21 protein-coding genes and 1 tRNA gene are annotated in these 24,834 nt (G+C 66.7%); 10 read left to right on the forward strand and 12 right to left on the reverse strand.

Features of this window, described 5'->3' with window-relative positions; genetic code table 11:
• Positions 1–11 precede the first annotated feature (11 nt).
• The 6 genes from AZKH_RS03400 to AZKH_RS03425 form a co-directional block, all read right to left on the reverse strand.
• Positions 12–614: a 50S ribosomal protein L25/general stress protein Ctc gene (locus tag AZKH_RS03400; protein ID WP_015434341.1), complete on the reverse strand. Its 603-nt coding sequence runs from the start codon at positions 612–614 to the stop codon at positions 12–14.
• A gap of 79 nt (positions 615–693) precedes the next feature.
• Positions 694–1,644: a ribose-phosphate pyrophosphokinase gene (locus AZKH_RS03405; protein ID WP_015434342.1), complete on the reverse strand. Its 951-nt coding sequence runs from the start codon at positions 1,642–1,644 to the stop codon at positions 694–696.
• A 75-nt stretch (positions 1,645–1,719) separates the two neighbouring features.
• Positions 1,720–1,796: transfer RNA gene (locus AZKH_RS03410), tRNA-Gln, on the reverse strand.
• 18 nt (positions 1,797–1,814) lie between these two features.
• Positions 1,815–2,669, reverse strand: a complete 855-nt coding sequence (gene ispE, locus AZKH_RS03415) for a 4-(cytidine 5'-diphospho)-2-C-methyl-D-erythritol kinase (protein WP_015434343.1) — start codon at positions 2,667–2,669, stop codon at positions 1,815–1,817.
• Complete coding sequence (gene lolB / locus AZKH_RS03420; protein WP_015434344.1) at positions 2,651–3,235, reverse strand: lipoprotein insertase outer membrane protein LolB; 585 nt, start codon at positions 3,233–3,235, stop codon at positions 2,651–2,653. The genes ispE and lolB overlap by 19 nt, the downstream gene beginning before the upstream one ends.
• The gene (locus AZKH_RS03425; RefSeq protein ID WP_051071636.1) at positions 3,232–5,019 is read right to left on the reverse strand and encodes a lipopolysaccharide assembly protein LapB; all 1,788 of its coding nucleotides are present in this window, start codon (positions 5,017–5,019) and stop codon (positions 3,232–3,234) included. The genes lolB and AZKH_RS03425 overlap by 4 nt, the downstream gene beginning before the upstream one ends.
• Before the next feature lie 213 nt (positions 5,020–5,232).
• On the opposite strand from AZKH_RS03425, the gene mutM reads away from it, so the two are divergent.
• Positions 5,233–6,048, forward strand: coding sequence for a bifunctional DNA-formamidopyrimidine glycosylase/DNA-(apurinic or apyrimidinic site) lyase (gene mutM / locus AZKH_RS03430; protein ID WP_015434346.1), 816 nt, complete (start codon positions 5,233–5,235; stop codon positions 6,046–6,048).
• Between the two features lie 148 nt (positions 6,049–6,196).
• Complete coding sequence (locus tag AZKH_RS03435) at positions 6,197–8,167, forward strand: dynamin family protein (RefSeq protein ID WP_041656782.1); 1,971 nt, start codon at positions 6,197–6,199, stop codon at positions 8,165–8,167.
• A gap of 84 nt (positions 8,168–8,251) precedes the next feature.
• On the opposite strand, the gene AZKH_RS03440 is transcribed toward AZKH_RS03435, so the two are convergent.
• Genes AZKH_RS03440 through AZKH_RS03460 form a run of 5 tightly spaced genes read right to left on the reverse strand, consistent with a single transcriptional unit; the run spans position 8,252 to position 12,328 of the window.
• On the reverse strand, positions 8,252–8,506 hold the full coding sequence (locus AZKH_RS03440; RefSeq protein ID WP_015434348.1) for a YfhL family 4Fe-4S dicluster ferredoxin: 255 nt from the start codon (positions 8,504–8,506) through the stop codon (positions 8,252–8,254).
• 25 nt (positions 8,507–8,531) lie between these two features.
• Entirely contained in the window at positions 8,532–9,014 is a 483-nt protein-coding gene (coaD, locus tag AZKH_RS03445) for a pantetheine-phosphate adenylyltransferase (protein ID WP_015434349.1), read from the reverse strand.
• Positions 9,011–9,550 carry a 16S rRNA (guanine(966)-N(2))-methyltransferase RsmD gene (gene rsmD, locus AZKH_RS03450; RefSeq protein ID WP_015434350.1) on the reverse strand — a complete coding sequence of 180 codons (540 nt, stop codon included), beginning with the start codon at positions 9,548–9,550 and terminating at the stop codon, positions 9,011–9,013. The genes coaD and rsmD overlap by 4 nt, the downstream gene beginning before the upstream one ends.
• Positions 9,547–10,953: a pitrilysin family protein gene (locus tag AZKH_RS03455; RefSeq protein WP_015434351.1), complete on the reverse strand. Its 1,407-nt coding sequence runs from the start codon at positions 10,951–10,953 to the stop codon at positions 9,547–9,549. Before AZKH_RS03455 ends, rsmD begins: the two co-directional genes overlap by 4 nt.
• A gap of 1 nt (position 10,954) precedes the next feature.
• Positions 10,955–12,328, reverse strand: a complete 1,374-nt coding sequence (locus tag AZKH_RS03460) for a pitrilysin family protein (RefSeq protein WP_041656784.1) — start codon at positions 12,326–12,328, stop codon at positions 10,955–10,957.
• Between the two features lie 145 nt (positions 12,329–12,473).
• On the opposite strand from AZKH_RS03460, the gene ftsY reads away from it, so the two are divergent.
• From ftsY to AZKH_RS03480, 4 genes are all read left to right on the forward strand, one after another.
• Positions 12,474–13,547: a signal recognition particle-docking protein FtsY gene (ftsY, locus tag AZKH_RS03465; RefSeq protein ID WP_015434353.1), complete on the forward strand. Its 1,074-nt coding sequence runs from the start codon at positions 12,474–12,476 to the stop codon at positions 13,545–13,547.
• Positions 13,544–14,209: a cell division ATP-binding protein FtsE gene (locus AZKH_RS03470; protein WP_015434354.1), complete on the forward strand. Its 666-nt coding sequence runs from the start codon at positions 13,544–13,546 to the stop codon at positions 14,207–14,209. Before ftsY ends, AZKH_RS03470 begins: the two co-directional genes overlap by 4 nt.
• Positions 14,206–15,108, forward strand: coding sequence for a permease-like cell division protein FtsX (ftsX, locus tag AZKH_RS03475; RefSeq protein ID WP_015434355.1), 903 nt, complete (start codon positions 14,206–14,208; stop codon positions 15,106–15,108). Before AZKH_RS03470 ends, ftsX begins: the two co-directional genes overlap by 4 nt.
• 139 nt (positions 15,109–15,247) lie before the next feature.
• A complete protein-coding gene (locus AZKH_RS03480) occupies positions 15,248–16,378 on the forward strand; it encodes a radical SAM protein (protein WP_015434356.1) in 1,131 nt (376 codons plus the stop codon).
• Between the two features lie 18 nt (positions 16,379–16,396).
• On the opposite strand, the gene AZKH_RS03485 is transcribed toward AZKH_RS03480, so the two are convergent.
• On the reverse strand, positions 16,397–18,103 hold the full coding sequence (locus AZKH_RS03485; protein WP_015434357.1) for a PAS domain-containing hybrid sensor histidine kinase/response regulator: 1,707 nt from the start codon (positions 18,101–18,103) through the stop codon (positions 16,397–16,399).
• Positions 18,104–18,403: 300 nt separating this feature from the next.
• On the opposite strand from AZKH_RS03485, the gene AZKH_RS03490 reads away from it, so the two are divergent.
• The 4 genes from AZKH_RS03490 to AZKH_RS26130 all read left to right on the forward strand — a co-directional run bounded on the left by AZKH_RS03490 (position 18,404) and on the right by AZKH_RS26130 (position 24,695).
• Entirely contained in the window at positions 18,404–18,955 is a 552-nt protein-coding gene (locus AZKH_RS03490; RefSeq protein ID WP_015434358.1) for a hypothetical protein, read from the forward strand.
• A 66-nt stretch (positions 18,956–19,021) separates the two neighbouring features.
• On the forward strand, positions 19,022–20,029 hold the full coding sequence (locus AZKH_RS03495) for a nucleoid-associated protein (RefSeq protein WP_015434359.1): 1,008 nt from the start codon (positions 19,022–19,024) through the stop codon (positions 20,027–20,029).
• Between the two features lie 154 nt (positions 20,030–20,183).
• Entirely contained in the window at positions 20,184–21,737 is a 1,554-nt protein-coding gene (locus AZKH_RS03500; RefSeq protein WP_015434360.1) for a ShlB/FhaC/HecB family hemolysin secretion/activation protein, read from the forward strand.
• Positions 21,738–21,773: 36 nt separating this feature from the next.
• A complete protein-coding gene (locus tag AZKH_RS26130; protein WP_015434361.1) occupies positions 21,774–24,695 on the forward strand; it encodes a filamentous hemagglutinin N-terminal domain-containing protein in 2,922 nt (973 codons plus the stop codon).
• The last annotated feature ends 139 nt before the right edge of the window (positions 24,696–24,834 follow it).

A 24,834-nucleotide genomic window follows, 5' to 3' on the forward strand; every position in this document is an offset into this window, starting at 1 on the left:
GAGGCGATACCTCAGGCAGCAGCGCCTGCCTCTTCTTCAGCGGCGCCGCCCTTGACGATCAGCGCGGTCGCGACGACCGGGTCGCCTTCACCGTGGTGGACGATCTCGACACCGGCAGGCAGGGTGATCTGCGACAGGTGGATCGACTGACCGGCTTCCAGGCCCTTCAGGTCGACTTCCAGGAATTCCGGCAGGTTGCCCGGCAGGCACTGGATGTCGGCTTCGGTGACGGTGTGCGAGATCATGCAGCCGCCGACCTTGACGGCCGGGCTGACGTCGCCGTTGACGAAGTGCAGCGGCACCTTCAGGTGCATCTTCTGGCTGGCGTCGATGCGCTGGAAGTCGAGGTGCAGCACTTGCTGGCGGAACGGGTGCCATTGGGCGTCGCGCAGCACGACGGGTTGCTTGGCGCCGTCGAGTTCGACCGACAGCACGGAGGCGTGGAACGCTTCCTTGCGCAGCAGGTGGTAGATCTCGTTGTGATCGACCGAGATCGCGAGGACTTCGGCTGCGCCACCGTAGATGATGCCGGGCACTTGGCCAGCGCGACGCAGGCGGCGGCTCGCACCAGTGCCCTGTTCCACGCGCTTGGAGGCCTTGAATTGGATTTGCATTGTGAGACTCCTGGGTTGGATCGATCCGCCCGCGACCAGGCGGATGGGTGGTGCGCCCGGCTCGCACCGGGCGCGAATCTTATTCCATGAAGAGCGAGCTGACGGACTCTTCGTTGCTGATGCGCAGCACCGTGTCGGCCAGCAGCGACGCGACGGAGACCTGGCGGATGCGCGGACAGGCCTTGGCTTCGTCGCTCAGCGGGATGGTGTCGGTGACGACGAGTTCGTCGAGATCCGAATCCGAGATGCGCGGGACTGCGGCGCCGGACAGCACCGCGTGCGTGCAGTAGGCGAGGACGCGACGGGCGCCGTGTTCCTTCAGCGCGGTCGCGGCCTTGCACAGCGTGCCGGCGGTATCGACGATGTCGTCCATGATCACGCAGGTGCGATCCTTGACTTCGCCGATGATGTTCATGACTTCGGAGACGTTGGCCTTCGGGCGGCGCTTGTCGATGATCGCGAGGTCGCATTCCATGCGCTTCGCGAAAGCACGCGCACGCACCACGCCGCCGACGTCGGGCGACACGACCAGCAGGTCGTCGTACTTCTGCTTGTCGAGATCGTCGAGCAGCACGGGGGCGGCGTAGACGTTATCGACCGGGATGTCGAAGAAGCCCTGGATCTGGTCCGCGTGCAGGTCCATCGTCAGCAGGCGCTGCACGCCGACGGCCTGGAGCATGTTGGCGACGACTTTCGCCGTGATCGGAACGCGCGCCGAGCGCGGGCGGCGGTCCTGGCGGGCGTAGCCGAAATAGGGCAGGGCGGCGGTGATGCGGCCGGCCGAAGCGCGCTTGAGCGCATCGACGAGCACCACCAGTTCCATGAGGTTTTCGTTCGTCGGCGAACAGGTCGGCTGCAGGATGAAGACATCCTTGCCGCGCACGTTCTCGAGGAGCTCGACGTTGACTTCCCCGTCGGAGAAGCGGCCTACCGTGACGGAGCCGAGGGAAATCCCCAGTCTGCGCGCGACGTCCGCCGCGAGTTTGGGGTTGGCGTTGCCGGTGAAGACCATCAGGCTGCCGTAGGCCATGTCCGAATCTCCGATGCCGATAGGATGGCAGGGTAAAAACGACTCGGGCAGGCGCAAGGCCTGCCCGAGAGATGCTGGCTGGGGAAGAAGGATTCGAACCTTCGAATGCCGGAATCAAAATCCGGTGCCTTGACCAACTTGGCGACTCCCCAACGAAACCGGTTCGCTGCTCAATCGATCCAGCTGTTCAACGGATGTTGCGCCAGACTCTCCGCTTTCCATGCCCTGAAGCTTCCCGGGCAGGACTTTACGATCTCGTCCGCTTCCATCTCGCTGCCAACCTCGGCGAACACACAAGCGCCAGACCCGGTCATTCGTGTGGGCGCAAACTGCGCCAGCCAATCGATTGCTGCGCCAACTTCGGGGTACAAGCTACATGCTACTGCCTGCAGATCGTTCCGTGTTGCGCTTGCTGCGAAGACCGCAATATTGACGGGTTCCGAATTTCGCGTCAACTCCTTCGACGAAAAAATTTCAGCAGTTGGGACGGTGACGGGGGGCGCGACGATGACGTACCAGGCCGGCGGCAGCTCGATCGGCTGCATCTTTTCGCCGATGCCTTCGACGAAGGCGTCGCGGCCAAAAATGAAGAAGGGGACGTCGGCGCCGAGCCTGAGGCCGAGCTGCGCGAGCGCTTCGCGGTCGAGCCCGGTCTTCCATAGGCGGTTGAGTGCGATCAGCACCGTGGCCGCATCCGAGCTGCCGCCGCCGAGCCCGCCGCCCATCGGCAGTACTTTCTCGATCGCGATGTCGGCGCCGAAGCGGGTGCCGGTCGCTTGCTGCAGCAGCCGGGCGGCGCGCACGACGAGGTCCTGTTCTTCCGGCACGCCCGGCACGTCGGTCACGCGCCGCACGAGGCCGTCCTCGCGCAGGGCGAAGGACAGCGTGTCGGACCAATCGAGCAGGCGGAAAGCGGACTGCAGCAGGTGGTAGCCGTCGGCGCGGCGGCCGACGACGTGCAGGAAGAGGTTGAGCTTGGCCGGGGCGGGGCAGTTGTCGAGGCGGGTCAGGGGCGTGGCGTCCATTGGTCGATGATCAGGCGGATGCGGGTGTCGCCCCAGGCGGCGTCGATGCGGCGGGGCGGTGATTCGGCCGAAGTGTCGGCGTATTCGGGGTAATCGATGATCCATCCGTCATCGGAGATGCGCGCAGGGCGGCCGGCTTCGTCGAGCGTGATCACGCGGGCACCGCGGCGCGGGGCAGCCTGGACCCAGTCGGCCAAGCCGTCGAGCGGGGCCGAGACGCCGAGCATCTCGGGCAGGATCGTATTGGCGTCGGCGGCCTGGCGCATGCGGCCGTCGGCGGTGAGCAGCGTCGCGCCGCTGCCCGTGCTGACGAGCTGGGCGACGACCTGGCCGAGCGGGCTGTAGACGGTCCAGGTGTCGGAGCGCGGCGAGTGGGTCCAGCTGACGGTGCCGTTGGCGGCGCGTTGGCCGTCGCTCGCGGCGAGGCGCCCGTCGAGTTCGAACGTGGATACGCTCTTGCGCGGCACGGCGGCGACCTGGGGTGCCTGCGGCGTGACGGCGCAGCCCGACAGCGTCAGCGCGACGAGCGCGACACTCGTCGCCCGGCGTAGCAGGCGGCGCCTCATTTGCCGCGCAGCCGCTGGACGACTTCCTTCAGCGCGGCATTGTCGGGGTTGGCCTTCAAGGCTTCGTCCCACACGCGCGATGCATCGCCCCGGCGTTCCATGGACCACAGGACTTCGCCGAGGTGGGCGGCGATTTCCGGGTCCTGACGCATCCCGTAGGCGCGTTCGAGGTTGTTCAGGGCTCCGTCGAGGTCGCTGCGGCGGAACTGCACCCAGCCCATCGAGTCGAGGATGAACGGGTCGTTCGGCGTCAATTCGAGCGCGTGCGAGATCAGCGCCTGCGCTTCGTCGAGTCGGATACCGCGGTCGGCGAGCGAGTAGCCGAGCGCGTTGTAGGCGTGGGCGTGGTCGGGGTAGAGCGAGATCAGCTTGCGCAACCGGTCCTCCATCAAGTCGAGCTTGCCGAGCGATTCCGCGAGCATCGACGACTCGTACAGCAGGTCGCTGTCCGAGGGGGTGGCAGCCAGCGCGTCGTCGAGCACTTGGAAGGCGTTTTCGACCTGGCCCGCGTTGCGCAGCAGCTGCGCTTCGGCGAGCAGCAGGCGCTTGCGGTCGTCGTCGTCGGCCTTCACCGCGCGCAGGCGCTCGCGCGCCTCCTGCAGCTTGCCTTGGCGGGCGAGCGTGGCGGCGACGCGCAGTTGTGCTTCGACGTAGTGCCGCCCCGGCTCGACCGAGCCGTACCAGCGCATGGCGCGCTCGAGGTCGTCGCGCCGCTCGGCAATCTGCCCGAGGTTGAGGCGGATGCCGTTCGCCTCGCTGTGGCCGCCGGCGAGTGCGCGTTCGAGCAACGTGACGGCGTCGTCGTAGTCTTCCAGTTGGGCGGACAGCAGTCCGATCGCGTACATCAGGTCGGTATCGTCCGGCGTGGCGGCGAGCAGCGTGCGGAATTCCTTGCGCGCGGCATCGAAGTCGCGTTGCGAGACCAGTGCGCGGGCGTACGCGAGCCGCGCGCTGCGGCTGTCGGGGTGACGGTCGGCGTAGTCCTTGACGAGCTTGACGGCGTCCTGCATCGCGCCCGACTGCGACAGGATCTGCGCCTTGAACAGCACGGCGGGTTCCCAGTCCGGGCGCTGGCGCAGCGCGACGTCGATGGCCGCAATCGCGCCGTTCGCGTCTGCCGCCGTGATCGCGGCGATGGCGCGGGCGAAATGGGCTTCGGGGTGATCGGTGTAGGGCTCGGTGAGCCGGACGATCACGCCGCGTACCGCCTGTTTGTCCGAGATCCGCGAAAAGGCGCGGTTCAGGCCCATCAGGTGATTGTCGACGTGGTCGGGCGAGCGCGCGAGCACGCGGGCCAGTTGAGCCTCGACCTGTTCGATCTGGGCGTCGCCCCCCGCCATCAGGCTGGCGAGCACCCGCTGGGCTTCGTCGGAGTCGGGTTCGGTGTCGGCCCAGATCCGGGCGGCAGTGGTGGCGGCCTGCATGTTGCGCGCGAACAGTGCGACCTCGACCGCGCGGCGCGCAATCCTCGGGTCGCGCGTGCGCTCGGCGAGATCCGCGTAGGCCTGGGCCGCGATTTCGACCTGGCCGCGTGCGCCGGCGATTTCAGCCAGCAGGAAGGTGTAGAGGACGCGCGCCGTCAGTCCGTCTTCGGCTGGGGTGGCTCCGGTTTCGGGAGCAGGTGCAGCCGTGGGCGCCGCGGCCGGCGCTGCAGCGGGGGCGCGGGCAGGTGCGGCGGCAGGTCCGTGTTTCGAGGGCTTGGCGGGCGGTGCGGCGAAAGCCTGCAGGCTTGTTGCGACGACAAGGCCGATGCTCAGGGCGAGCTTGGAAAAGGTACGATTCATGTGTGTTGGCCGGTAGGGATTGGCGCGTAGTTTCAAGTCCGCCTGGTTCGCCTGCGTGCAGGGTTCGCCTCACTGCGCGGACGGTCATCCGTTAGAAGGCCTGAAATCGATTGCGTTCGCTCCATGTTATGCAGTTTCACGACGCCGGGGCAAGCGCGTCGCCACATTCGCGCGTCGATGGCATTGTCCTGTAACAAACGTGAGCTGATCCGAATGCCCGAATTGCCCGAAGTCGAAACCACCTGCCGCGGCATCCGCCCGGCGATCAGCGACCGTGTGCTCACCGCAGTGCGCGTGCGCAACGGCCGCCTGCGCGTGCCGGTGCCACCCGACTTGGGCGAGCGGGCGGAGGGGGAGCGGCTGCTCGGTGTGCGCCGCCGGGCCAAATATCTGTTGCTGGATTTTTCCAGCGGCAGCGTGATCGTGCATCTGGGCATGTCGGGCAGTCTGCGCGTGGTCGACCCGGCACTGCCGCCCGGGACGCACGATCATGTCGACCTCGTGTTCGGCGACGTGGCGCTGCGGCTGCGCGATCCGCGCCGCTTCGGGCTCGTCGTGTGGCAGCCGGGGGAGGGGCTGGCGCATCCCATGCTGGCGGGACTGGGCATCGAGCCGCTGGAAGATGAATTCACCGGCACGTGGCTGTCGCGGGAGTTCAAGGGATTGCGGGCGCCGATCAAGCTGGCGCTGATGGACGGCCGCCGGGTGGTGGGCGTCGGCAACATCTACGCGTCTGAAAGCCTCTTCCGGGCGCGCATCCATCCCCTGGTGCCGGCGGGGGAAGTCGGTCCGCGGCGGATTGCTCGCCTCGTCGACGCCGTGCGCGAGACGCTGCAACTGGCGATTGCGGCCGGCGGCAGCACGCTGCGGGACTTCGTCGGCGGCGACGGGCGCAAGGGCTATTTCCAGCAGGACTACTTCGTCTATGGGCGCGATGCACTCGCGTGCCGGGTTTGCGGCACCCCTGTCGTCAAGGCGGTCGTCGGCCAGCGCTCGACCTTCTTCTGCCCGAAGTGCCAGCGCCGCTGAACGAAGCAGACCACTAGCGTTCATCGCCGCCGCGCTGCCGCTGGTCGAACTGCGTTGAACACGGATTGGAGGCAGGTGTATTCGGGGTTATGCTGGCGACGTTACCTATCGTCGCGTCTGGATGGGCCGGATGCGGGCGGAGATGCTCATGACTCTTCTGGACCAGTTCTCGGCTTACAGCGAATGGCGCGCGAGTGCGTCGTCGGCCGTCGGGCGTTTGCGGCAGTGGCTCGTGCGCAACGAAGTGGGCGACGTGCAGGGCGATCTGCGCCTGCAGTACGTGCTCGATCGTTTGCGTGACGACAAGCTCACCGTGGCCTTCGTCGCCGAGTTCTCGCGCGGCAAGTCCGAGCTCATCAATGCCATCTTCTTCGCCGATTACGGCGACCGGGTGCTGCCGTCGAGTGCGGGGCGCACGACGATGTGCCCTACCGAGCTGCAGTGGAATGACGGCGCGCGCGCCGAAATCCGGCTGCTGCCGATCCGCACGCGCGCGACGCACGCCAGCGTCAGCGAACTGAAGCAATACTTGGAAGAGTGGACGGTGCTGCCGCTCGACGCGAATTCGCTCGAGAGCCTGCAACAGGCGTTCGCGCGCGTCGGCGAGACCGAGCGTGTCGCCAAGAACGACGCCGTGCGCTTCGGCTTCGACGTCGACGATAAGGGCGAGAATGGGCTCAAACCCGCCGCCGACGGCACGGTCGAGATCCCGTGCTGGCGCCACGCGGTGATCCAGTTTCCGCATCCCCTGCTCGAGCAGGGGTTGGTCGTGCTCGACACGCCAGGGCTCAACGCGATCGGTGCCGAGCCCGAACTGACGCTCTCGTTGTTGCCGAACGCGCATGCGGTACTGTTCGTGCTGGCGGCCGATACGGGCGTGACGCAGAGCGACCTGACGGTCTGGCGCGAGTACGTGCAGGCCGGCCGGCAGCGCAAGACCGGCCGCCTCGTGGTGCTGAACAAGATCGACGGGCTGTGGGACGGATTGCGGGACGACGCTCAGATCGAGGCCGAAATCACGCGCCAGATCGCGACCGTGTCCGAGACGCTGGAGATTCCGACCTGGTCGGTGTTTCCCGTGTCGGCGCAGAAGGGGCTCGTCGGACGGATCAGCGGCGACGCGGGGCTGGTCGCGCGCAGCCGTGTCGCGGAGCTCGAAAAGGCGCTGACCCAGGACTTGCTGCCCACCAAGCAGGAGATCGTCAGCGATAGCACGCTCGCCGAGACCGACGACATCATCGCGCAGACGCGCGAACTGCTCGAGGCGCGGCTCACCGGCCTGCGCGAGCAGCTGCAGGAACTCACGGACCTGCGCGGCAAGAACCAGAGCGTCATCGAATACATGATGCGCAAGATCCGCAACGAGAAGAGCGAGTTCGAGCAGGGGCTGCAGAAGTACTACGCGGTGCGAAGCGTGTTCTCGACGCTAACCAACAGTCTGCTCGCACACCTCGGCATGGACGCGCTGCGCAACGAGACGCGGCGCACGCGCGAGGCGATGCTGGAGTCGACCTTCACGAAGGGCCTGCGCCAGGCGATGGAGAGCTTCTTCGAGCACCTGCGCGACAATCTGGCCCGTTCCGGCGACGAGATCACCGAAATCACCACCATGCTCGACAGCATGTACAAGCGTTTCAGCGTCGAGCACGGCCTGAAGCTGACGACACCCGAGGCCTTCTCGACGCTGCGCTACGAGCGCGAACTCGACCGTCTCGAGAATGCCTTCAACCGGCAGGTCAATTCGGCGCTCTCGCTCGTGACGACCGAAAAGCATGCGCTGACGCAGAAGTTCTTCGAGACCGTGGCGGTCGAGGCTCGCCGCACCTTCGAGATGGCGAACCGCGATGTCGAGCAGTGGCTGCGCGCGGTCATGTCGCCGCTGGAAACCCAGGTGCGCGAATACCAGTTGCAGCTGAAGCGGCGGCTGGAGAGCGTCAAGCGCATCCACCAGGCGACCGATACGCTGGAAGAGCGCGTCGGTGAGTTGCAGCAGGCCGAGTCGGCGATGCTCACGCAGCTCGATGAGCTGGCGGGGCTGGAAGCATCGATCCGTGCGGTGTTGGGCGGCGGCGACGCTGTGGGAGACGAGGCCGAGGCGGTGCGTGACCGCGCTGCGTGACGGGTAGCGGGCAAGAGGGCAAAAAGAAAGGCGGACCGTAGTCCGCCATTTTCTCTTCAGGCTTGTTCCCGCGTGGGAAGGCGATCAGGCCTTGGCCGCCGTCAGGCGGTGGAACTTCTCCATCAGCTGGTCCTTGGTCTCGACGACATCCGGGTTCATCGGGATACAGTCCACCGGGCAGACCTGCTGGCATTGCGGTTCATCGAAGTGGCCGACGCATTCGGTGCACTTGTTCGGGTCGATCTGGTAAATCTCATCCCCTTGGGAGATTGCACCGTTGGGGCATTCCGGCTCGCACACATCGCAGTTGATGCATTCGTCCGTAATCATCAAAGCCATCTTTCAATTCCTCGTAATACACGTTTCACAGAGACTTCTGCAGCAGGCGTTCGTAGACCGCCGGCTGCACGAATTTGCTGACATCGCCCCCCATGCGGGCGATTTCGCGCACCATCGTGGCGGAGATGAACATATATTCGTCCGCCGGCGTCAGGAACACTGTTTCGACGTCGGGGAAGAGCTTCCGGTTCATTCCTGCGAGCTGGAATTCGTATTCGAAGTCGGAAACCGCCCGCAGACCGCGCAGTATAAGGCGTGCGTTGCGCGCGCGCAGGAAATCCATTAGCAGACCGTCGAATCCGGTCACTTCGACGTTCCCGAACGGAGTCACGATTTCGCGCGCGATCTCCACGCGCTCCTCGAGCGTGAAGATCGGGCTCTTGCCGCGGCTTTCGGCCACGGCGACGATGACCTTGTCGAACAGCAGCGACGCCCGGCGAACCAGATCCTCGTGTCCCCGCGTGAATGGGTCGAAGGTACCCGGATAAACCGCTACCCCTTCCTTCATTCCTGCTCCCCTTGCAAGAGATGAAAATGCACCAGACCGGCGTGTCCTGCCTTGATTGTGCTCAATCCGGCCAGTCCGCCGATCGCCGTTTCCGCTTCGGCGTAAAGCCAGCCGTCCGGCTTCAGCAGCCGATCCAGCCAGGGTTCCAGCCGCTCGAGCCAGCCCTTGTGGTAGGGCGGATCGAGGAACACCACGTCGAATCGCTCGGTGGCAGTCTGGACGAATCTTAACGCATCGCCGCGGATGACCTCTACCTGCGTGGCGTTGAGCGCCGTGACCGATTGACGCAGCGCGGCGTGCGCCCGTGCATCGGATTCGACGATCACGACGCGATCAGCGCCACGCGAGGCGGCTTCGAAGCCGAGGATGCCGGTGCCGCCGAAGAGATCGAGGCAGGTCATTCCCGTGAGGTCCTGCCCCAGCCAGTTGAACAGCGTCTCGCGCACGCGGTCGGGCGTGGGGCGCAGGCCGGGGACGTGGGCGACGTCGATCAGGCGCGAGCGCCAGTGACCGCCGACGATGCGCACGCGGCTCACTTGATGTGTCCCGCCTTCTTCGGATTCGCCGCGGCCGGGGCGCTTCCGCCGCCGCCACCGCTGTCGCCGTCGCCTCCAGCGATCACCGTGACGAGGTTGGCGTCATGGACGCGCCGCGCGAAGGCATCGCGCACGGCTTCGGGCGTGACGGCCTCGACGCGCTTGGGATAGGTTTCGAGCCAGTCGAGCGGCAGCTGGTAGAAGCCGATCATCGCGACGTGGTCGAGGATCTTGCGGTTGGAGTCGAGGCGCAGGCCGAATCCGTTGACGATGTTGTCGCGGGCGGCCTTGATCTCGGCGGCGGTGGGACCTTTCGCGATGAAGTCGTCGACGACGGCTCGCGTCACCCGCAGCGCTTCCTCGGACTGGCTGCCGCGCGTCTGCAGTCCGATCTGGAACGGGCCGGCGACGCGCTGCGGCATGAAGTAGCTGTACACGCTGTAGGCGAAGCCGCGCTTTTCGCGCACTTCCTTCGTCAGCCGCGACACGAAGCCGCCGCCGCCGAGCACGTAGTTGCCGACGAGCAGCGGGAAGTAGTCCGGATCGTCGCGGCTCATGCCGGGCAGGCCGATCAGGATGTGGGCCTGGGCCGAGGGGTGGGCGATGCGCTCGACGCTCGCGGCGGGCTGCTGCGGCGCGGGCAGCGTGGGGCTGGCGGTGCCGGCGGGCAGGTCGGCCGTCAGGCGGCGGGCAATGTCGTCGGCCTGCTCGCGCGTGACATCGCCGACGATCGAGACGACGGCCGTATTGGCCGTGTAGTAGCTGCGGTGGAACTGCACGAGCTGGTCGCGCGTGATGCTTTGCAGCGATTCGACCGTCGTGATTCGGCCATACGGATGCGAGCCGTAGATCGCGCTCATGAAGCGGCGCGCGGCGAGGGTCTCGGGGCGGGTGAGCGCGTCGCGCAGCTCGGCGATGGCGCGTTCGCGTTCTCGTTCCAGCACCTCCGCCGGGAAGGTCGGCTTCGCGAGCAGACGCGCGGCGAGGTCGATCGCGCCATTGCGCTCGGTTTCGCTCGACAGGGTCCGGATCGACAGGCTGGCCTGGTCGGTATCCGCGCCGCCGCCGATGCGGGCGCCGGTGTCGGCGATGCGTTCGGCAATCTGCTGCTCGTCGAGGCCTTCACTGCCGGCGTCGAGCATGCCGTGGGTGAGGCTCGCCAGGCCGGCGCTGCCTTCCGGATCGAGGGCGCTGCCCGCGGGGAAGCCGACCTGGATGTCGACGAGGGGTAGGGCGTGGCTTTCGACGTAGTACACGCGCGCGCCGTTGGGGGCGGTCCAGTGCTTGATGTCGGGGCCGGCCGCGGCGGCGCTGGTGCTCGCGAGCGGGGACAGGAGCGCGGCCACTGCGGCGAGCGCGACGAAGCTACGGTTCAGGTGACGGATCATGGTATCCATTCGCATGTCAGTGCCGCATTCCGGGCTTGTGGGCATGGGGTTTGGCGTCGGCGATGGGCAGCGGGTCGAGCTGGGCGCGGGTGAGGGTGTCGTCGCTGAAGTACTTGCGTGCGACGGCCTGCACCTCCTCGGCGGTCACGCGGCGGACGCCTTCGAGGAGTTTGTCGTCGTCGCGCCACGAGAGGCCCGTCGATTCAAGGAAGCCGATTTCCATCGCCTGGCCCATCAGCGAGTCGCGCTTGTAGACCTGGCCGGCGACGGTCTGCGTTTTGACGCGGCGCAGCTCGTCCTCCGCGATGCCTTCGTCCTGGATGCGCTTGATTTCCGCGCGCAGGGCCGTTTCGAGGTCCGCGACGGTCTTGCCGGGGGCGGGGGAGCCGTCGAGCGTGAAGAGCTGCGGGCCGCGGCCGCTGCCGTCGTAGCCGGCGCCGGCCGACACGGCGACGCGGTTCTCGCGCACGAGGCGGCGATTGAGACGGGCGCCTTCGTAGCCGTCGAGCACGGCGGCGAGCACCTTCAGCGCATAGACGTCGCGATCCTGCTCGGGGTCGCGCATCGTGGGCGCTTTCCACGCGAGTTCCAGGTAGGGCAGCTCGGCGGGCGCGCGCACGACCACCGAGCGCATGCCCTGTTGTTCGGGCTCGGTGGTGATGCGCCGCTCGGGCAGCGGGCGGGCCTTGGCCGGGCCGTAGTGCTTGCGCGCCATCTCGAACACCTGGCGGTGGTCGACGTCGCCGACGACGACGAGGCGCGCGTTGTTGGGCACGTACCAGGTGCGGTACCAGCGCCGGGCGTCTTCGGCCCCCGTGGTGTCGAGGTCCGTCATCCAGCCGATGACGGGGCGGTGGTAGGGGTGGGCCTCGAAGGCCGTCGCCATCAGCTGCTCATTAACGAGCGAGCGCGGTTCGTCGTCGGTCCGCAGGCGCCGTTCTTCCTTGACGACCTCGAGCTCGGGCTTGAACTCCTTGTCGGTGATCTTCAGATGCGCCATGCGGTCGGCTTCCAGCGCCATGACGTCGCCGAGGCGCGAGGACGGCACCTGCTGGAAGTAGGCCGTGTAGTCCTGCCCGGTGAAAGCGTTGTCGCGCCCGCCAATGGCGGCCACGCGCTTGTTGAATTCACCGGGGCCGACCTTGTCGGTACCCTTGAACATCATGTGTTCGAGGATGTGCGCGACGCCCGAGACGCCCGCGGCCTCGTCCATCGAGCCGGCGCCGTACCACACCATGTGGACGACGGACGGCGCGCGACGGTCTTCCTTGACGATGACTTTCATGCCGTTCGGAAGCGTGGTCTCGAACGGATTGGCGTGCAGCGGGCCTGCCGCGAGGGCGAGTGCCGCGGCCAGCATGGTGGTGCGGGGAAAGATGTGGCGAAACATGGAGATGTCCTGCATCTGGTAGAATTCGCGGCTTGCGACGGCCTGTTTTTCGGGCGCGCCGCGTTCAACGTGCAGCCGCATCTTAGCGTTATTGGGATATCGGCGCCGCCTGAAGTTCAAAACGTCACAACAGACCCGAATATCCATGTTTGGTTTCCTGAAGAAATCCGCAAAGCCCGATCCGGCGGCCCCCGCAGCCCCGTCGGCCCCCGAGGCGACGCCCGCGCCCGTGTCGGCTCCCGCGCCCGCTCCTGTCCAGGAATCGACTGCCGAGCCGGCCGTCAAGCGTTCCTGGGCCGAGCGCCTGAAGGCCGGGCTGAGCCGCACGCGCCAGCAGATCGGCGGCGGGCTCGCCAACCTTTTCGGTCTGCGCAAGATCGACGAGGACCTGCTCGAGGAGCTCGAAACGACGCTTCTGATGGCCGATTGCGGCGTCGAGGCGACCGAGCATCTGCTCACCGAACTGCGCAGGCGCTGGAAGCGCGACAAGCTCGAGACCGCCGACCAGTTGCAGAAGGCGCTCGCCGAGGAGCTGCTGGCGATTCTTGCGCCGCTCGAGCAGCCGCTCGACGTGTCGACGCACTCGCCCTACATCATCATGATCGCGGGCGTGAACGGCTCGGGCAAGACGACCTCGATCGGCAAGCTCGCGAAGTACTTCCAGTCACAGGGCAAGAGCGTGCTGCTGGCGGCGGGCGATACGTTCCGCGCCGCGGCGCGCGAGCAGTTGATGACCTGGGGCGAGCGCAACAACGTCACGGTGATCGCGCAGGACGGCGGCGATTCGGCGGCGGTGATCTTCGACGCGATCAACGCCGCGAAGGCACGCGGCATCAACGTCGTACTGGCGGATACCGCCGGGCGCCTGCCGACGCAACTGCACCTGATGGAAGAGATCGCGAAGGTGCGCCGCGTGATCGCGAAGGCCGAGCCGAGCGGGCCGCACGAGGTGCTGCTCGTGCTCGACGCGAATATCGGCCAGAACGCGCTGGCGCAGGTGAAGGCCTTTGATGCCGCGATTGGTGTGACGGGCCTGGTCGTGACCAAGCTCGACGGCACGGCGAAGGGCGGCGTCGTCGCGGCGATCGCCCGTCAGTATCCGCGTCCGCTGCGCTTTATCGGCGTCGGCGAAGGGATCGACGACTTGCAGCCCTTCCACGTGAAGGAATTCGTCGACGCGCTGTTCGAACCGGTCGCGGGAGCGGGCGCTGCGGCATGATCGTCTTCGAGAATGTGGTGAAGCGCTACCCGGGCGGCTATACGGCGCTCGGGGGCGTGAGCTTCGAGATCCGCCACGGCGAGTTGGCGGTGCTGTCGGGCCATTCGGGGGCAGGCAAGAGCACGCTGCTGAAGCTGATCGCGGCGATCGAGCGGCCGACCACCGGGGCAGTGAAGATCAACGGGCAGGACATCTCCGGCCTGCGTCCGCGTGCAATTCCCTACCTGCGGCGCAACCTCGGGCTCGTGCTGCAGGAGCATCGGCTGCTGTACGACCGTAAGGTGTTCGACAACGTGATGCTGCCGCTGGTGATCACCGGCCATCCGCCGCGCGATGCGGCCAAGCGCGTTGCGGCGGCGCTGGAGCGCGTCGGGCTTGCCGGTCGTGAACGCGAGATGCCGGCGGGGCTCTCCGGCGGCGAGCAACAGCGGGTCGCGATCGCGCGGGCGATCGTCAACAAGCCGTCGATCCTGATCGCCGACGAGCCGACCGCGCACCTCGACACGGCCTACGCAAACGAGATCGCGAATCTCTTCAAGTCCTTCAATTCCGCCGGCGTCACCGTGTTGGTGTCGACCCACGACGAGCGGCTCTTTGCGCAGCACGCACCGCGGCGCCTGGTGTTGGGCAAGGGGATGCTGTTGGGAGAGGCTGCGGCATGAATCATTGGTTCTATTTGCACGGCCGCGCGCTGATGCAGGCATTGCGGCGTCTGACCGCGCAACCGCTCGGCACGCTGCTGTCGGCGCTGGTCGTGGGGATTGCGCTGTCGTTGCCCGCCGCCGGTTATCTGTTGCTCGACAACGTGGCTTCGCTCGCGCGGGGAGTGTCGGGGACGCCGGAGATCAGCGTATTCATGGCGCAGGATGCTTCCGCATCCGACGTCGCAGCCGCCGAGAAGCATCTGCGCGGCGATGCGCAGATCGCGGGCTACCGCTATGTGGCGAAGGACGAGGCGCTGCATCAGCTTGAACGCAACGGTCTGGGCGACGTGCTCGGCGGATTGACGGCGAACCCCTTGCCGGACGCCTTCATCGTGACCCCGCGCGGCGAGGATCCGTCGGTGTATGACACGCTGAGCGCGCGCTTCGCGGCCTGGCCGGGGGTTGCGCATGTGCAGCTCGATTCGGCCTGGGTGAAGCGTCTGCACGCGCTGCTGGGGCTCGGGCGGCTTGCGGTGCTGCTGCTGGCGGGGCTGTTGGGCTTCGCGCTGGTGATCGTGACGTTCAATACGATCCGTCTACAGATCCTGACCCAGCGCCATGAGATCGATGTGAGCCGGCTGCTCGGGGCGACCGATCCCTTCATTCGTCGGCCGTTTTACTGGTTCGGCAGCCTGCAGGGGCTGCTCGGCGGTTGCGTGGCGCTGACCACGGTGTGGGCGACGGTCGAGGCCTTGGGTGGGCCGGTGGCGAGTCTTGCCGAGACCTACGGCGCAGTGTTCGCACTGACAGGCCCTGGGCTGCGTGAAGCGGCTGCGATCCTGGGTTTTGCGGCGTTTCTGGGCTGGCTCGGTAGCGCGATCTCGGTGCGGCGGCATCTGGCTGAGCGCTTGAGCTAAGTCGAGGCGGGTTTGTCCGGGGTGGCGTGCCGGAGCCTGCCTCCCGGCGGGCAGGCGCTCGCGGCCTTCGGCTTCCCGTTCCGCTATAATCCCGCACCCAATTTAGGGTCAATCCACTCGGGATCAGCTACCGCACACCATGAATGCGCCGGAATTGCGTTCGCCGATCGTCGGCAATCGCGTCGAATTGAACATCTTCACGACGCTCACCTGTAACCTGAAGTGCTCCTATTGCTCGATCGCGGTCGGCGACGTCGTCGGCTCGCAGGGCAAGGCCGAGTACTCGCTCGACACGCTCGACACCTTCGTCGCGACGCATCTCGCGGACAAGGAGATCTACGTCACCTTTTACGGCGGTGAGCCGACGCTGAACATTCCCTTCATTGTCGGGTTGATGGAGCGCCACCCGACCTGGCGTTACCAGCTGCAGACCAACGGCACGCTGCTGCACCGGCTGCCCGATGCAGTGCTGGCGAAGCTGTCGAACGTGCTGGTGTCGGTGGATGGCGCCGAACATACGACGGATCACTACCGCGGTCGCGGGGTGTATCGCAAGGTGACCTCGAACATCGAGAAGATCCGGCCGAAGCTGGGCGGCAAGCTGACTGCGCGCGTGACCTGGGGCCACGAGGACATCAGCTTCGAGGAGCTCGACAGCCTGCTGCCGACTTTCGACTACGTGTACTGGCAGTTCGCGCAGGCCGAGGGCTTCTACGACGCGGAGAACATGCGGCGCAAGAAGGCGGCGCTGACGCAGCTGATCGACAAGTTCTTCGCCGTCGATGGCCTCTATCCCTTCATCCCGTTGATGGGCACGGTGCGCAACAAGGTGCTGCCGTCGCGGGCGCGCGAAGCCTGCAGCGGGCACACGCAGTGCCGCTCGTCGACGCACATCCTGAACATCCTGCCCGACGGGCGCATCTTCCCGTGTCCGGATCTGACGCATCTGCCGGAGCTGCAGAGCGGCGACCTGAACGCGAACTGGCTCAAACCGAGTCCGCTGCAGCCCGCGCCCGAGATGCCTTGCGACGGCTGCGAGGCCTTGTCCTTCTGCCGTCGCAACTGCATGAAGAACCTCTACGTCGGCTACGTGATGGACGACGCGCCCTACCGCGAGCAGGTCGTCGAGCCGATCTGCGAGCTGGTGAAGTTCATGGGCGCCGAGATCGACCGCCGCGACCCGCACGCGTGGTACGCGAAGGCGTCGATCCCCGTGCGGCGCGAGATCTCCGACTGCGAGATCTACGAGTACGTCGAAGTGATGCCCTGAGCGCCGCCCAGTTGTCGCTCAGGTGTCAAGAACCCCGCGCACGATCTGGGCGAGGTCGTCGATCACGTAGGGCTTGCTGATCATCTTGAACGGTCCCTCCAGCGCTTCGAGCTGCTGCAGTGCGTTGCCGGTGTAGCCGGACGTGTACAGCAGTTTCAGGTGCGGGCGCAGTAGTTGCGCGCGGCGGGCGATCTCGGGGCCGTTCATGCCGCCGGGCAGCACGACGTCGGTGAAGAGCAAGGCGATGCCGGGCTCCTGTTCGAGGATTTCGAGCGCGGCTTTGCCTTCGGACGCTTGCAGGATGCGATAGCCCAGCGCCCCCAGCAGGCGGCAGACGAGTTCGCGGACGTCATCCTCGTCCTCGACGACGAGGATGGTTTCAGTGCCGGTGGCCTCCGGACGCTGTTCGGCTTCGGCGGGGGCTTCCTCGACGGGGGCCGGCCGCGCGATGATCGGCAGGAAGAGCTTGACGGTCGTGCCGGTGCCTGGCTCGCTGTAGATCTTTACGTGGCCGCCGGATTGCTTGACGAAGCCATACACCATCGCGAGCCCGAGGCCGGTGCCCTTGCCGGTTTCCTTGGTCGTGAAGAAGGGCTCGAAAGCCTTCTGGACCACTTCCGGCGACATCCCGCTGCCGGTGTCGGACACCGCGAGCATCACGTACGAGCCGGGTTTCACGTCGCATTCAAGCGCTGCGTAGTGCTCGTCGAGGTTCACGGCGGCGGTTTCGATCGTCAGCGTGCCGCCATCGGGCATGGCGTCGCGTGAATTGACGGCGAGGTTGAGCAGCGCCGATTCGAGCTGCGTGACGTCGGCGAGGGCAGGCGGAAGGTCCGGGGTGATGTGCACGTTGATCCGGATCTGTTCGCCGAGGCTGCGCCGCAGCAGCGTCGTCATGCCGCCGATCATGTCGTTGAGGTCCAGCGCGATCGGCGCCAGTCGTTGCTTGCGCGAGAAGGCCAGCAGTCGACGGTTGAGCTCGGCGCCGCGCCACGCCGCGTTCAGCGCGCTCTTGATCAGGTCGTTCGCGAGTGGGTCGCTCTGCACGCGGCGGGCGAGCAGTTGCAGGTTGCCCATTACCACGGTCAGCAGGTTGTTGAAGTCGTGTGCGATGCCGCCCGTGAGCTGGCCGACCGCTTCCATTTTCTGCGCCTGGTGCAGGGCGCGCTCGGCCGCGGCGCGGTCCTCGATTTCGGATTGCAGTGCGCGATTGGCCTGCTCCAGCTCGGCGGTGCGCTCGCTGACGCGCCGTTCGAGCTCGTCGTGGGCCTGGCGCAAGGCTTCCTGCGCGAGGCGGCGTTCGGTGGTGTCGCGGATCGCGGCCGAAATGAGGACGCCGCTGCTCGTGTGCAGCGGACTGAGGCTGATCTCGACCGGCACCTGGGTCCCGTCCTTGCGCTGGCCGCTGAGGTCCAGCCCGGTACCCATCGGGCGCACCGACGGAGTGTCGGAGAACTGGCTGCGCTTGCCGACGTGGGCGGCGCGCAGGTTTTGCGGGACGAGCACCTCGATCGACTCGCCGATGAGTTCGGCGCGCGTATAACCGAAGAGCTTTTCGGTCTGCGCATTGACCAGCACGATCTGGCCGGCCTGGTCGACGACGACGATGGCGTCGGGTGCGGCATCAAGCAGTTCGCGCGCGCGTTGTTCGAGTGAGCGGCTGGTCGACAGCTGCGCGGTCAGGCGGGCAATTTGCGCGCCGGGCGATTCGTCGATTTGGTCCATCGAAAATACCTCTGCGGGGCGGCAGGTCGATTGTTCTTTTTGAGTAGCGAAGGCGAATCCCGGCGTGTTGTGCAGAGTCTTCGGAGCCTTCAATACCGGTAGCGCGGGGTCGTTCGACGTTCGAGCCTCATACGCCGAATATCGTAGTCCGATTCGAAGCGCAGCAGTGCGGGAATGAATCACGCTCGATTTCTTGCAGTGTCAATTTGTGTGGCGCCGTATACGTGTTTGCGCGCGTCTGCCGTCTATCCTAAGAAAAGAAGCAGGAGGCCTCTGCGGATTCAATGGGAGCGGCCCATCATGTTCGACAAAGAACGTTTCATTCACGATTGCGTGGGTGCCGTCGCCGACGGCCAGGGAGCCATCCGCGAGCTGGTTGCGGAAGTGGTCTCGCAGGGCGGGGCGATCATGGCCGAGCTCGGGGAACCCCGGCGCGCGGGCATCAACGCGCTGTACCGCTCGAAGGATCTGACAATCATCAACTTCGTGTGGGCGCCCTGCATGAGCCTGATGCCGCACAACCACCAGATGTTCTCGGTCGTCGGGATCTATTCCGGGCGGGAAGACAACGTGTTCTGGCGCAGGGCGGGCGGCAGCATCGAGGCCGTGGGCGCGAAATCGCTCGGTGTCGGCGACGTTACGGCACTCGAACGCGACGCGATCCATTCCGTGCTCAACCCGATCGGCAAGATGACTTGCGCGATTCACGTCTACGGCGGCGACTTCTTCGCGCCGCCCGAGCCGCGGAGTTTGTGGGAGCACGAAACCCTGGTCGAGCAGCCGTGGGACGTCGAGAAGGTCAAGGCGCTCTTCGAGGAGGCCGAGGCGCGCTTCAACGGGTGGGAGCAATGAAGGGTTAGTCTCCCGGGCGGGCCGCGGCGTGCGAGAATCGCGCCCCCGTCCGCCCGAGATGTCTCCATGAGCCAGGTCCAGCACACCATCACGCATCTTGTCGTCCATAAGCTCCACCGTTCCGGCGAAAGTCCGGCGAGCGCCGAACTACGCGAGGCCGCGTGCCGTGTCGACGATGCCGCGGTGCGCATGGTCGAGCGCTTGTGCAGTCATTTCGCGGACCGCAGCAGCAAGGGCTACGGTCGTTTCGAGGATGACGAGGAAGCTTTCCCGCTGCCGCGTCTCGTGCGGGAGCACGTCGTCGACAAGGGTCTCGACTTCGCTGCGCTGTCGAAGCGGATGATGGACGTGATGCGTCTGTGCGCCGACGAGGAGGGCGCCGATATCTCGGGCTACGTCGTGGTCGCGCGCATCATGGAAGGCAGCTCGGACTGCCTGTGGGTCGCCGTGGTCGGCGAGGCGGTCGGCAGCGCCGTGACCGGCGCCTTCGACGTCATCGATTGCCTGCATCTCGACTTTTCGGCGCTGCCGGCGGCGGGCCGTATCGACCTTTCCGGATGGCAGCGCGGCGACGAGCGCTACATCAGCTTCCTCAAGGGCCGCGGCGACGTCGCGCCATGGTTCAAGCGTTTCCTCGGTTGCAGCGACATCGTGATCGCGCTGAAGGAGACGAAGAAGCTTGTGCAGCGCCTGTCTGACTTCGCCGAGACGCAGCGCCTCGACCCGCCTGCCCGCGACGCGATGCTCGAACGGGCGCACGGCTATCTCGACGAACTGGGCGAGAGCGGTTCGCCGCTCGCGATCGACGAGGTTGCACGCAAGATCTGGCCCGAGCAACCGGAGCGGCTGGATGCCGTCTTGACTGCCGGCGAGGCGCCGCTCGCGAGCGGCTTCGTGCCGGACCGCCGCGCGATCCGCCCGCTGGTGCGCTTCCGCGCTGCCGGCGAGCAGTGGAAGCTCGAATTCGACCGCAGCAGCCTGCATTCGGGCGCAGTCCATTACGACCGCGCGTCCGACACGCTGGTGCTGTCGGGCTTGCCCGAATACCTGAAGAAGATGCTGCAGGACGAGTGACGGGCTGCTTGCGGTCTTGTCATACGCATTTCGCGTGAATCGATCTGAATCTTGATCCAACGCAAAAGACATACGTTGCACCGGGCGTATCGTCCAGTTGTAACGATTTGTTCCCAAGCCCGTTACAAGCGGGCCGCCGGAACCCAAGAAGAAAATGCGTACCAGGCTTTGTACCACTCTCGCCTTGCTTGCAGCCGGCTCGGTCGCGTGCCACGCGGCCCCGGGGGAGGCTGTTGAAGAGGGCGCCCGTTTCCCGATCCAGGAGATCCAGGTCGGGGGGAACACGCTAGTCGCCAGCGATACGCTGCGGCTGCGGCTCGCGACCTTCCTGGGCGAAGCGAAGAGTGTGCAGGACTTGCTCGCGGCCCGTCAGGCTATCGTCGCGGCCTATCAGGAAGTCGGCCGCCCCTTCGTGGCAGTCGGGTTGCCCGAGGAATTCGGCACCGACGGCGTCGTCCGTCTGCAGGTCGTCGAGATCCCGGTGCGCGAGATCCGGATCGAAGGCAACGAAAGGCTGTCGGCCGCCCGCATCCGCGCACGCCTGCCCTCGCTCGTCGAGGAAGAAAGCCCGGCGATGGACGAAATCAGCCGCCAGCTCGCGCTTGCGAACGACAACCCCGCGCTCAAGCTCAGCATCGAATTCCTGTCGCGCGGCGACATGGCGGCGGATGCACGCATCTCGGTCGAGGAGAGTGCCCCCGTCAGCTTCGCCATCACGACCGACAACACCGGCACCGCCGAGACCGGTCACTGGCGGGTCGGCCTCTCAGTGACCGACGCCGATCTCACGGGTTTCGGCGACGTCGCCTCGCTGACCTACATCACGTCGCCCGAAGACGCCGACAAGGTGCACCAGTACGCGGCAAGCTACCTATGGCCGCTCGCGCGCCTCGGCGATGCGCTGATCTTTTCCGGCAGCTATTCCGACGTCGACGCCGGCCGCATCAGCGATGCGTTCGACGTCGCCGGGCAGGGTTCGAGCCTCGGCGTGCGCTATCAGCACACGATCACACGCACGGTGGCGCGCCGCGAGACGCTGGAAGTGGGCGTCGAGCGCCGCCGCTATCGCAACATCGTCGATTTCTCGGGTTCGGACCTCGGTGGCGAGGTCGCGAGCCGGCCGCTGACGGTGACCTATGCCTATTCCGACCAACGCCCGACTTTCCAGTGGGGCGCGAGCGTCGGTTACGCGCACAACCTTCCGGGCGGCAGCGGCAACGACGACCAGGCCTACGGCGAGGGCCGTTCCGGTGCGACCGCGCGCTGGTCGCTGTGGCGCGTCAATGGGCGGATCGCGACGCGTCTGCCCTGGGGCGTCGTCGCCCAGGTCTCGGGCGAAGGCCAATACACCAGCGATCCGCTGATCTCGGGCGAACAGTTCGGCCTCGGCGGCGCGCGCTCCGTGCGCGGCTTCGACGAGCGAGAGGTCGCGGGCGACCGCGGCTGGCGGATCGGCGGCGAGCTCAGCTCGCCCCAGTTCGGCGACTGGGGCCGTTTCGCGGTCTTCGCCGACCGCGGCGGCGAGACGCGCCTCTCCCCGCTGGCAGGCGAGAGCAGCGGCGAAAACGTTGCCAGCTGGGGACTCGGCTGGCGCTACAACCGCAGCGGCTTCGCCGCGCTTCTCGACTGGGCGCAAGTGCTCGACGGCACCGCGGAAACGGGAAGAGGGCACCAGAAGATTCACGTACAGGCGTCTTTGCAGTTCTGACAAAACGTAGCCATTCGTTCAGGGAGGCTCAAAAAAATGTTTACGACTCGACAACCTGCTCCGCGGCTCGGCGCACTCCTGGTCGCCCTCGCATTCGCCGCTCCGTTTGGCGTGCTGGCCGCTCCGCCCGCAGGTACGCTGCCCACGAACCCCGTCGTCGCCAACGGCGGCGCCACCTTCACGCAGCCCGGGGCCACCAGCCTCGTCGTCACCAACGCCCCTGGTACGATCATCCGCTGGGACAGCTTCTCGGTCGGCGGTGATGCGTCCGTCACCTTCAACCAGAACGGCGCGACCAGCGCAGTGCTGAACCGCGTCGCCGGCGCCTCGCCGTCGGAAATCTTCGGCCGCATGGAATCGAACGGCCGCGTCTTCCTGATCAACCCGAACGGCATCGTCTTCGGCAGCACCGCCCGCGTCGATCTCCCCGGCCTCGTCGCCTCGACGCTGAACCTCACCGACAGCGACTTCCTCGCCGGCAACTACCTTTTCAGCGGCGGCACCGGCAACATCACCGTCCAGTCGGGCGCGACCCTGCTGACCTCGGCCCGCGGCCCGAACGGCCAGATCTGGCTCATCGCCGGCGGCCAGCTCAAGATCGAAGCCGGTTCGACGATCAGCACCGCCGTCGGCCAGACTGTCCTCGCTGCGGGCTCGCAGGTGCAGGTCACCGATGACAGCACGGGCGGCATGCGCTTCACGGTGACGACCAGCGCCGCCAATTCAATCGAACACTACGGCGCGATCGCAGCCGAGCAGGGCGCTGTCGGCATGTTTGCGGACTCCATCGTCCATGCCGGCACTACGACCGTCGCGCCCGGACTGGCAGGCAGCGCAGGACCGGCCGGGACGATCCGCCTTGCCGCCGCGGGCGACATCACCGTCTCCAACGGCAGCCGCATCGATGCCTCCGGCGCAGGCGCCACCACCGGCGGCACGATCGGCATCGATGCCGGCGGCAAGGCCACCATCGCACGCCTCGCGACCGTGACCGCCGACGGCAGTAGTAGCGGCAGTGCGGGCGGGCGCATCGACATCGCCGGCAACGAAGTCCTGATCGAGCCGGGCGACAACGGTTTCTCGAACGTCCATGCGAATGCGCTCAATCCCGCCGACAACGGCGTCGTGAATGTGACGCGCCGTGCTGCGGGCAGCGGTGTCGTTAGCGCCTACGTCCCGGTCTCCTATTCCGGCGGTAGCGACTGGCTGCCGAACGTCACCTTCCTTGCCGATGGCTCCTACGTCGTCGTGTGGATGGAAATGAACGGCCCCTCCGGCACCATCTGGAACGTCGACTACGCGACCGTCTACGCACGGCGCTTCAGCGCCAACGGCCAGGCGCTCACCGCGCCGTTCCAGGTCTCGCAATACTCCAACTATCAGGCGAACCCGACAGTCACGGGTCTCGCGGATGGCGGCTTCGTCGTGCTATGGAGCTACAAGGATTCCCGCCCGGCCTCGGGCGCGATCGGCACCTTCCCGTTCCGCATCTACGGCAAGCGCTACAACAGTGCCGGCCAGGCGGTGGGGGACGAGTTCCGCGTCGATCCCGATCAGTCGTACGGCCAGTACAACGGTGCGGTCACGACTTTGGCCGGCGGCGGCTTCCTCGTGAGTTGGACCAACAACACCAATATCACGAAGGTGCGCCTGTACGATGCCGCGGGCAACCCGCTGGGAGCCCCCTTCGCTCCCTTCAGTTCCGCAACCGCGACGACGGCGCAGGGTACGGCGTTCGCCGGATACTTTGTGCCCTACGGCGACGGCGGCTTCGCCCACGTCTACATGCGCAGCCTGAAGACCTACACGTATTCGACCAGCTGGGCGAGCTGGGACCAGCGTCAGATCTTCGTGCAGCACTATGACCGCAACGGCACGCCGATCGGTGCGGAAACGCAACTCGCGAGCGGCTTCGCCCCGCCGGCCCCGGCGGTGATCCCATCGAGCTATCCGACGACCTGGCTCGACGGTGTCACCGCGCTGCCGAATGGCGACATCGTCCTGACCCAGCGCGTCAACACCTGCGGGACCTGCGATTACAAGGTCTACTACTCGGTCTTCGATTCGAAGGGCCAGGCCAAGGTCCTGGACCGCGCCGTCGACGAATCGGGCTACAACCTCTATGCCCGCGTCGCCCCGCTCGCCAACGGCGGCTTCACGATCGTCTGGGAGCACACCAACCCGACCGTGACCAGCGGCACCACCGTCAAGGACAACGACGTCTTCGCGCAGACCTACGACGCCAATGGCCTGCCGGTCGGCGCTCCGACCTCGCTGTCGCTCGGCGGCCTCGGCGGCGTCGATCAGCCACGCATCGCGGCGGGTGCGGACGGGCGCTACGTGACCGTCTGGAGCGACAACATTTACCTGTCGAGCGGCTACTACAGCGCCCAGGAAATCCGTTCGATGCTGACGCTGCCCAACGCGGTGGCCCCGGCTCCGGTGACGGTGAACGCCTCGGCGGTCCTGCCGAGCAGCAGCTACGCGACGCGTCCGGGCGCCTCGAACGGCGTCGCCGGCTTGATTCCGACCAGCACGCCGACCCCGGAACCCGCGCCCGCTCCGGCTCCGGCTCCGGCTCCGGAACCCACGCCTGCTCCGGCTCCGGAACCCGTTCCCGCCCCGGCGCCTGCGCCAGCTCCGGAACCCGCCCCCGCGCCGGCACCCGCGCCGGCACCCGCGCCTGCACCCGCGCCTGCACCGGCGCCGGCTCCCGAGCCCGCTCCGGTTCCGAAGGCGCCGCGCAACACCGAGTCGGCCCTCAACACCGTCCGCCTCGTCACGCCGACTGGACAGCAGAACTTCGTCTTCCCCGGCGCCGCCGAGCACTTCGGCGGCAGCGTGCAGGTGAATGCGGTTCGCGGCGAAAACAACGAGGTGGTTGGCTACAAGCTCGCTCCGACCTCGCCGGCTGCCGCTGCAACGACGCCGGCTGCGAACAAGAGCGCGAAGAAGTAAGTAGTTGATGGTGGAAACCGGCGAGGCGGGGAGCGATCCTCGCCACGCCGGTTTCGGCGTTTACCTCATGCATCTGCGAGCGCTCATGGGCTTGAGCACCGTTTTACGGATCGGATCTGGCGCTACACGCTCTCACAGT

Source organism: Azoarcus sp. KH32C, from assembly GCF_000349945.1.
Taxonomy (GTDB): domain Bacteria; phylum Pseudomonadota; class Gammaproteobacteria; order Burkholderiales; family Rhodocyclaceae; genus Aromatoleum.

Excerpts from the sequence above, each read along its gene's own strand:
- AZKH_RS03400 (WP_015434341.1), bottom strand. The coding sequence starts at position 614 with ATGCAAATCCAATTCAAGGCCTCCAAGCGCGTGGAACAGGGCACTGGT.
- AZKH_RS03405 (WP_015434342.1), bottom strand. The coding sequence starts at position 1,644 with ATGGCCTACGGCAGCCTGATGGTCTTCACCGGCAACGCCAACCCCAAA.
- ispE (WP_015434343.1), bottom strand. The coding sequence starts at position 2,669 with ATGGACGCCACGCCCCTGACCCGCCTCGACAACTGCCCCGCCCCGGCC.
- lolB (WP_015434344.1), bottom strand. The coding sequence starts at position 3,235 with ATGAGGCGCCGCCTGCTACGCCGGGCGACGAGTGTCGCGCTCGTCGCG.
- AZKH_RS03425 (WP_051071636.1), bottom strand. The coding sequence starts at position 5,019 with ATGAATCGTACCTTTTCCAAGCTCGCCCTGAGCATCGGCCTTGTCGTC.
- mutM (WP_015434346.1), top strand. The coding sequence starts at position 5,233 with ATGCCCGAATTGCCCGAAGTCGAAACCACCTGCCGCGGCATCCGCCCG.
- AZKH_RS03435 (WP_041656782.1), top strand. The coding sequence starts at position 6,197 with ATGACTCTTCTGGACCAGTTCTCGGCTTACAGCGAATGGCGCGCGAGT.
- AZKH_RS03440 (WP_015434348.1), bottom strand. The coding sequence starts at position 8,506 with ATGGCTTTGATGATTACGGACGAATGCATCAACTGCGATGTGTGCGAG.
- coaD (WP_015434349.1), bottom strand. The coding sequence starts at position 9,014 with ATGAAGGAAGGGGTAGCGGTTTATCCGGGTACCTTCGACCCATTCACG.
- AZKH_RS03455 (WP_015434351.1), bottom strand. The coding sequence starts at position 10,953 with ATGCGAATGGATACCATGATCCGTCACCTGAACCGTAGCTTCGTCGCG.
- AZKH_RS03460 (WP_041656784.1), bottom strand. The coding sequence starts at position 12,328 with ATGTTTCGCCACATCTTTCCCCGCACCACCATGCTGGCCGCGGCACTC.
- ftsY (WP_015434353.1), top strand. The coding sequence starts at position 12,474 with ATGTTTGGTTTCCTGAAGAAATCCGCAAAGCCCGATCCGGCGGCCCCC.
- AZKH_RS03470 (WP_015434354.1), top strand. The coding sequence starts at position 13,544 with ATGATCGTCTTCGAGAATGTGGTGAAGCGCTACCCGGGCGGCTATACG.
- ftsX (WP_015434355.1), top strand. The coding sequence starts at position 14,206 with ATGAATCATTGGTTCTATTTGCACGGCCGCGCGCTGATGCAGGCATTG.
- AZKH_RS03480 (WP_015434356.1), top strand. The coding sequence starts at position 15,248 with ATGAATGCGCCGGAATTGCGTTCGCCGATCGTCGGCAATCGCGTCGAA.
- AZKH_RS03485 (WP_015434357.1), bottom strand. The coding sequence starts at position 18,103 with ATGGACCAAATCGACGAATCGCCCGGCGCGCAAATTGCCCGCCTGACC.
- AZKH_RS03490 (WP_015434358.1), top strand. The coding sequence starts at position 18,404 with ATGTTCGACAAAGAACGTTTCATTCACGATTGCGTGGGTGCCGTCGCC.
- AZKH_RS03495 (WP_015434359.1), top strand. The coding sequence starts at position 19,022 with ATGAGCCAGGTCCAGCACACCATCACGCATCTTGTCGTCCATAAGCTC.
- AZKH_RS03500 (WP_015434360.1), top strand. The coding sequence starts at position 20,184 with ATGCGTACCAGGCTTTGTACCACTCTCGCCTTGCTTGCAGCCGGCTCG.
- AZKH_RS26130 (WP_015434361.1), top strand. The coding sequence starts at position 21,774 with ATGTTTACGACTCGACAACCTGCTCCGCGGCTCGGCGCACTCCTGGTC.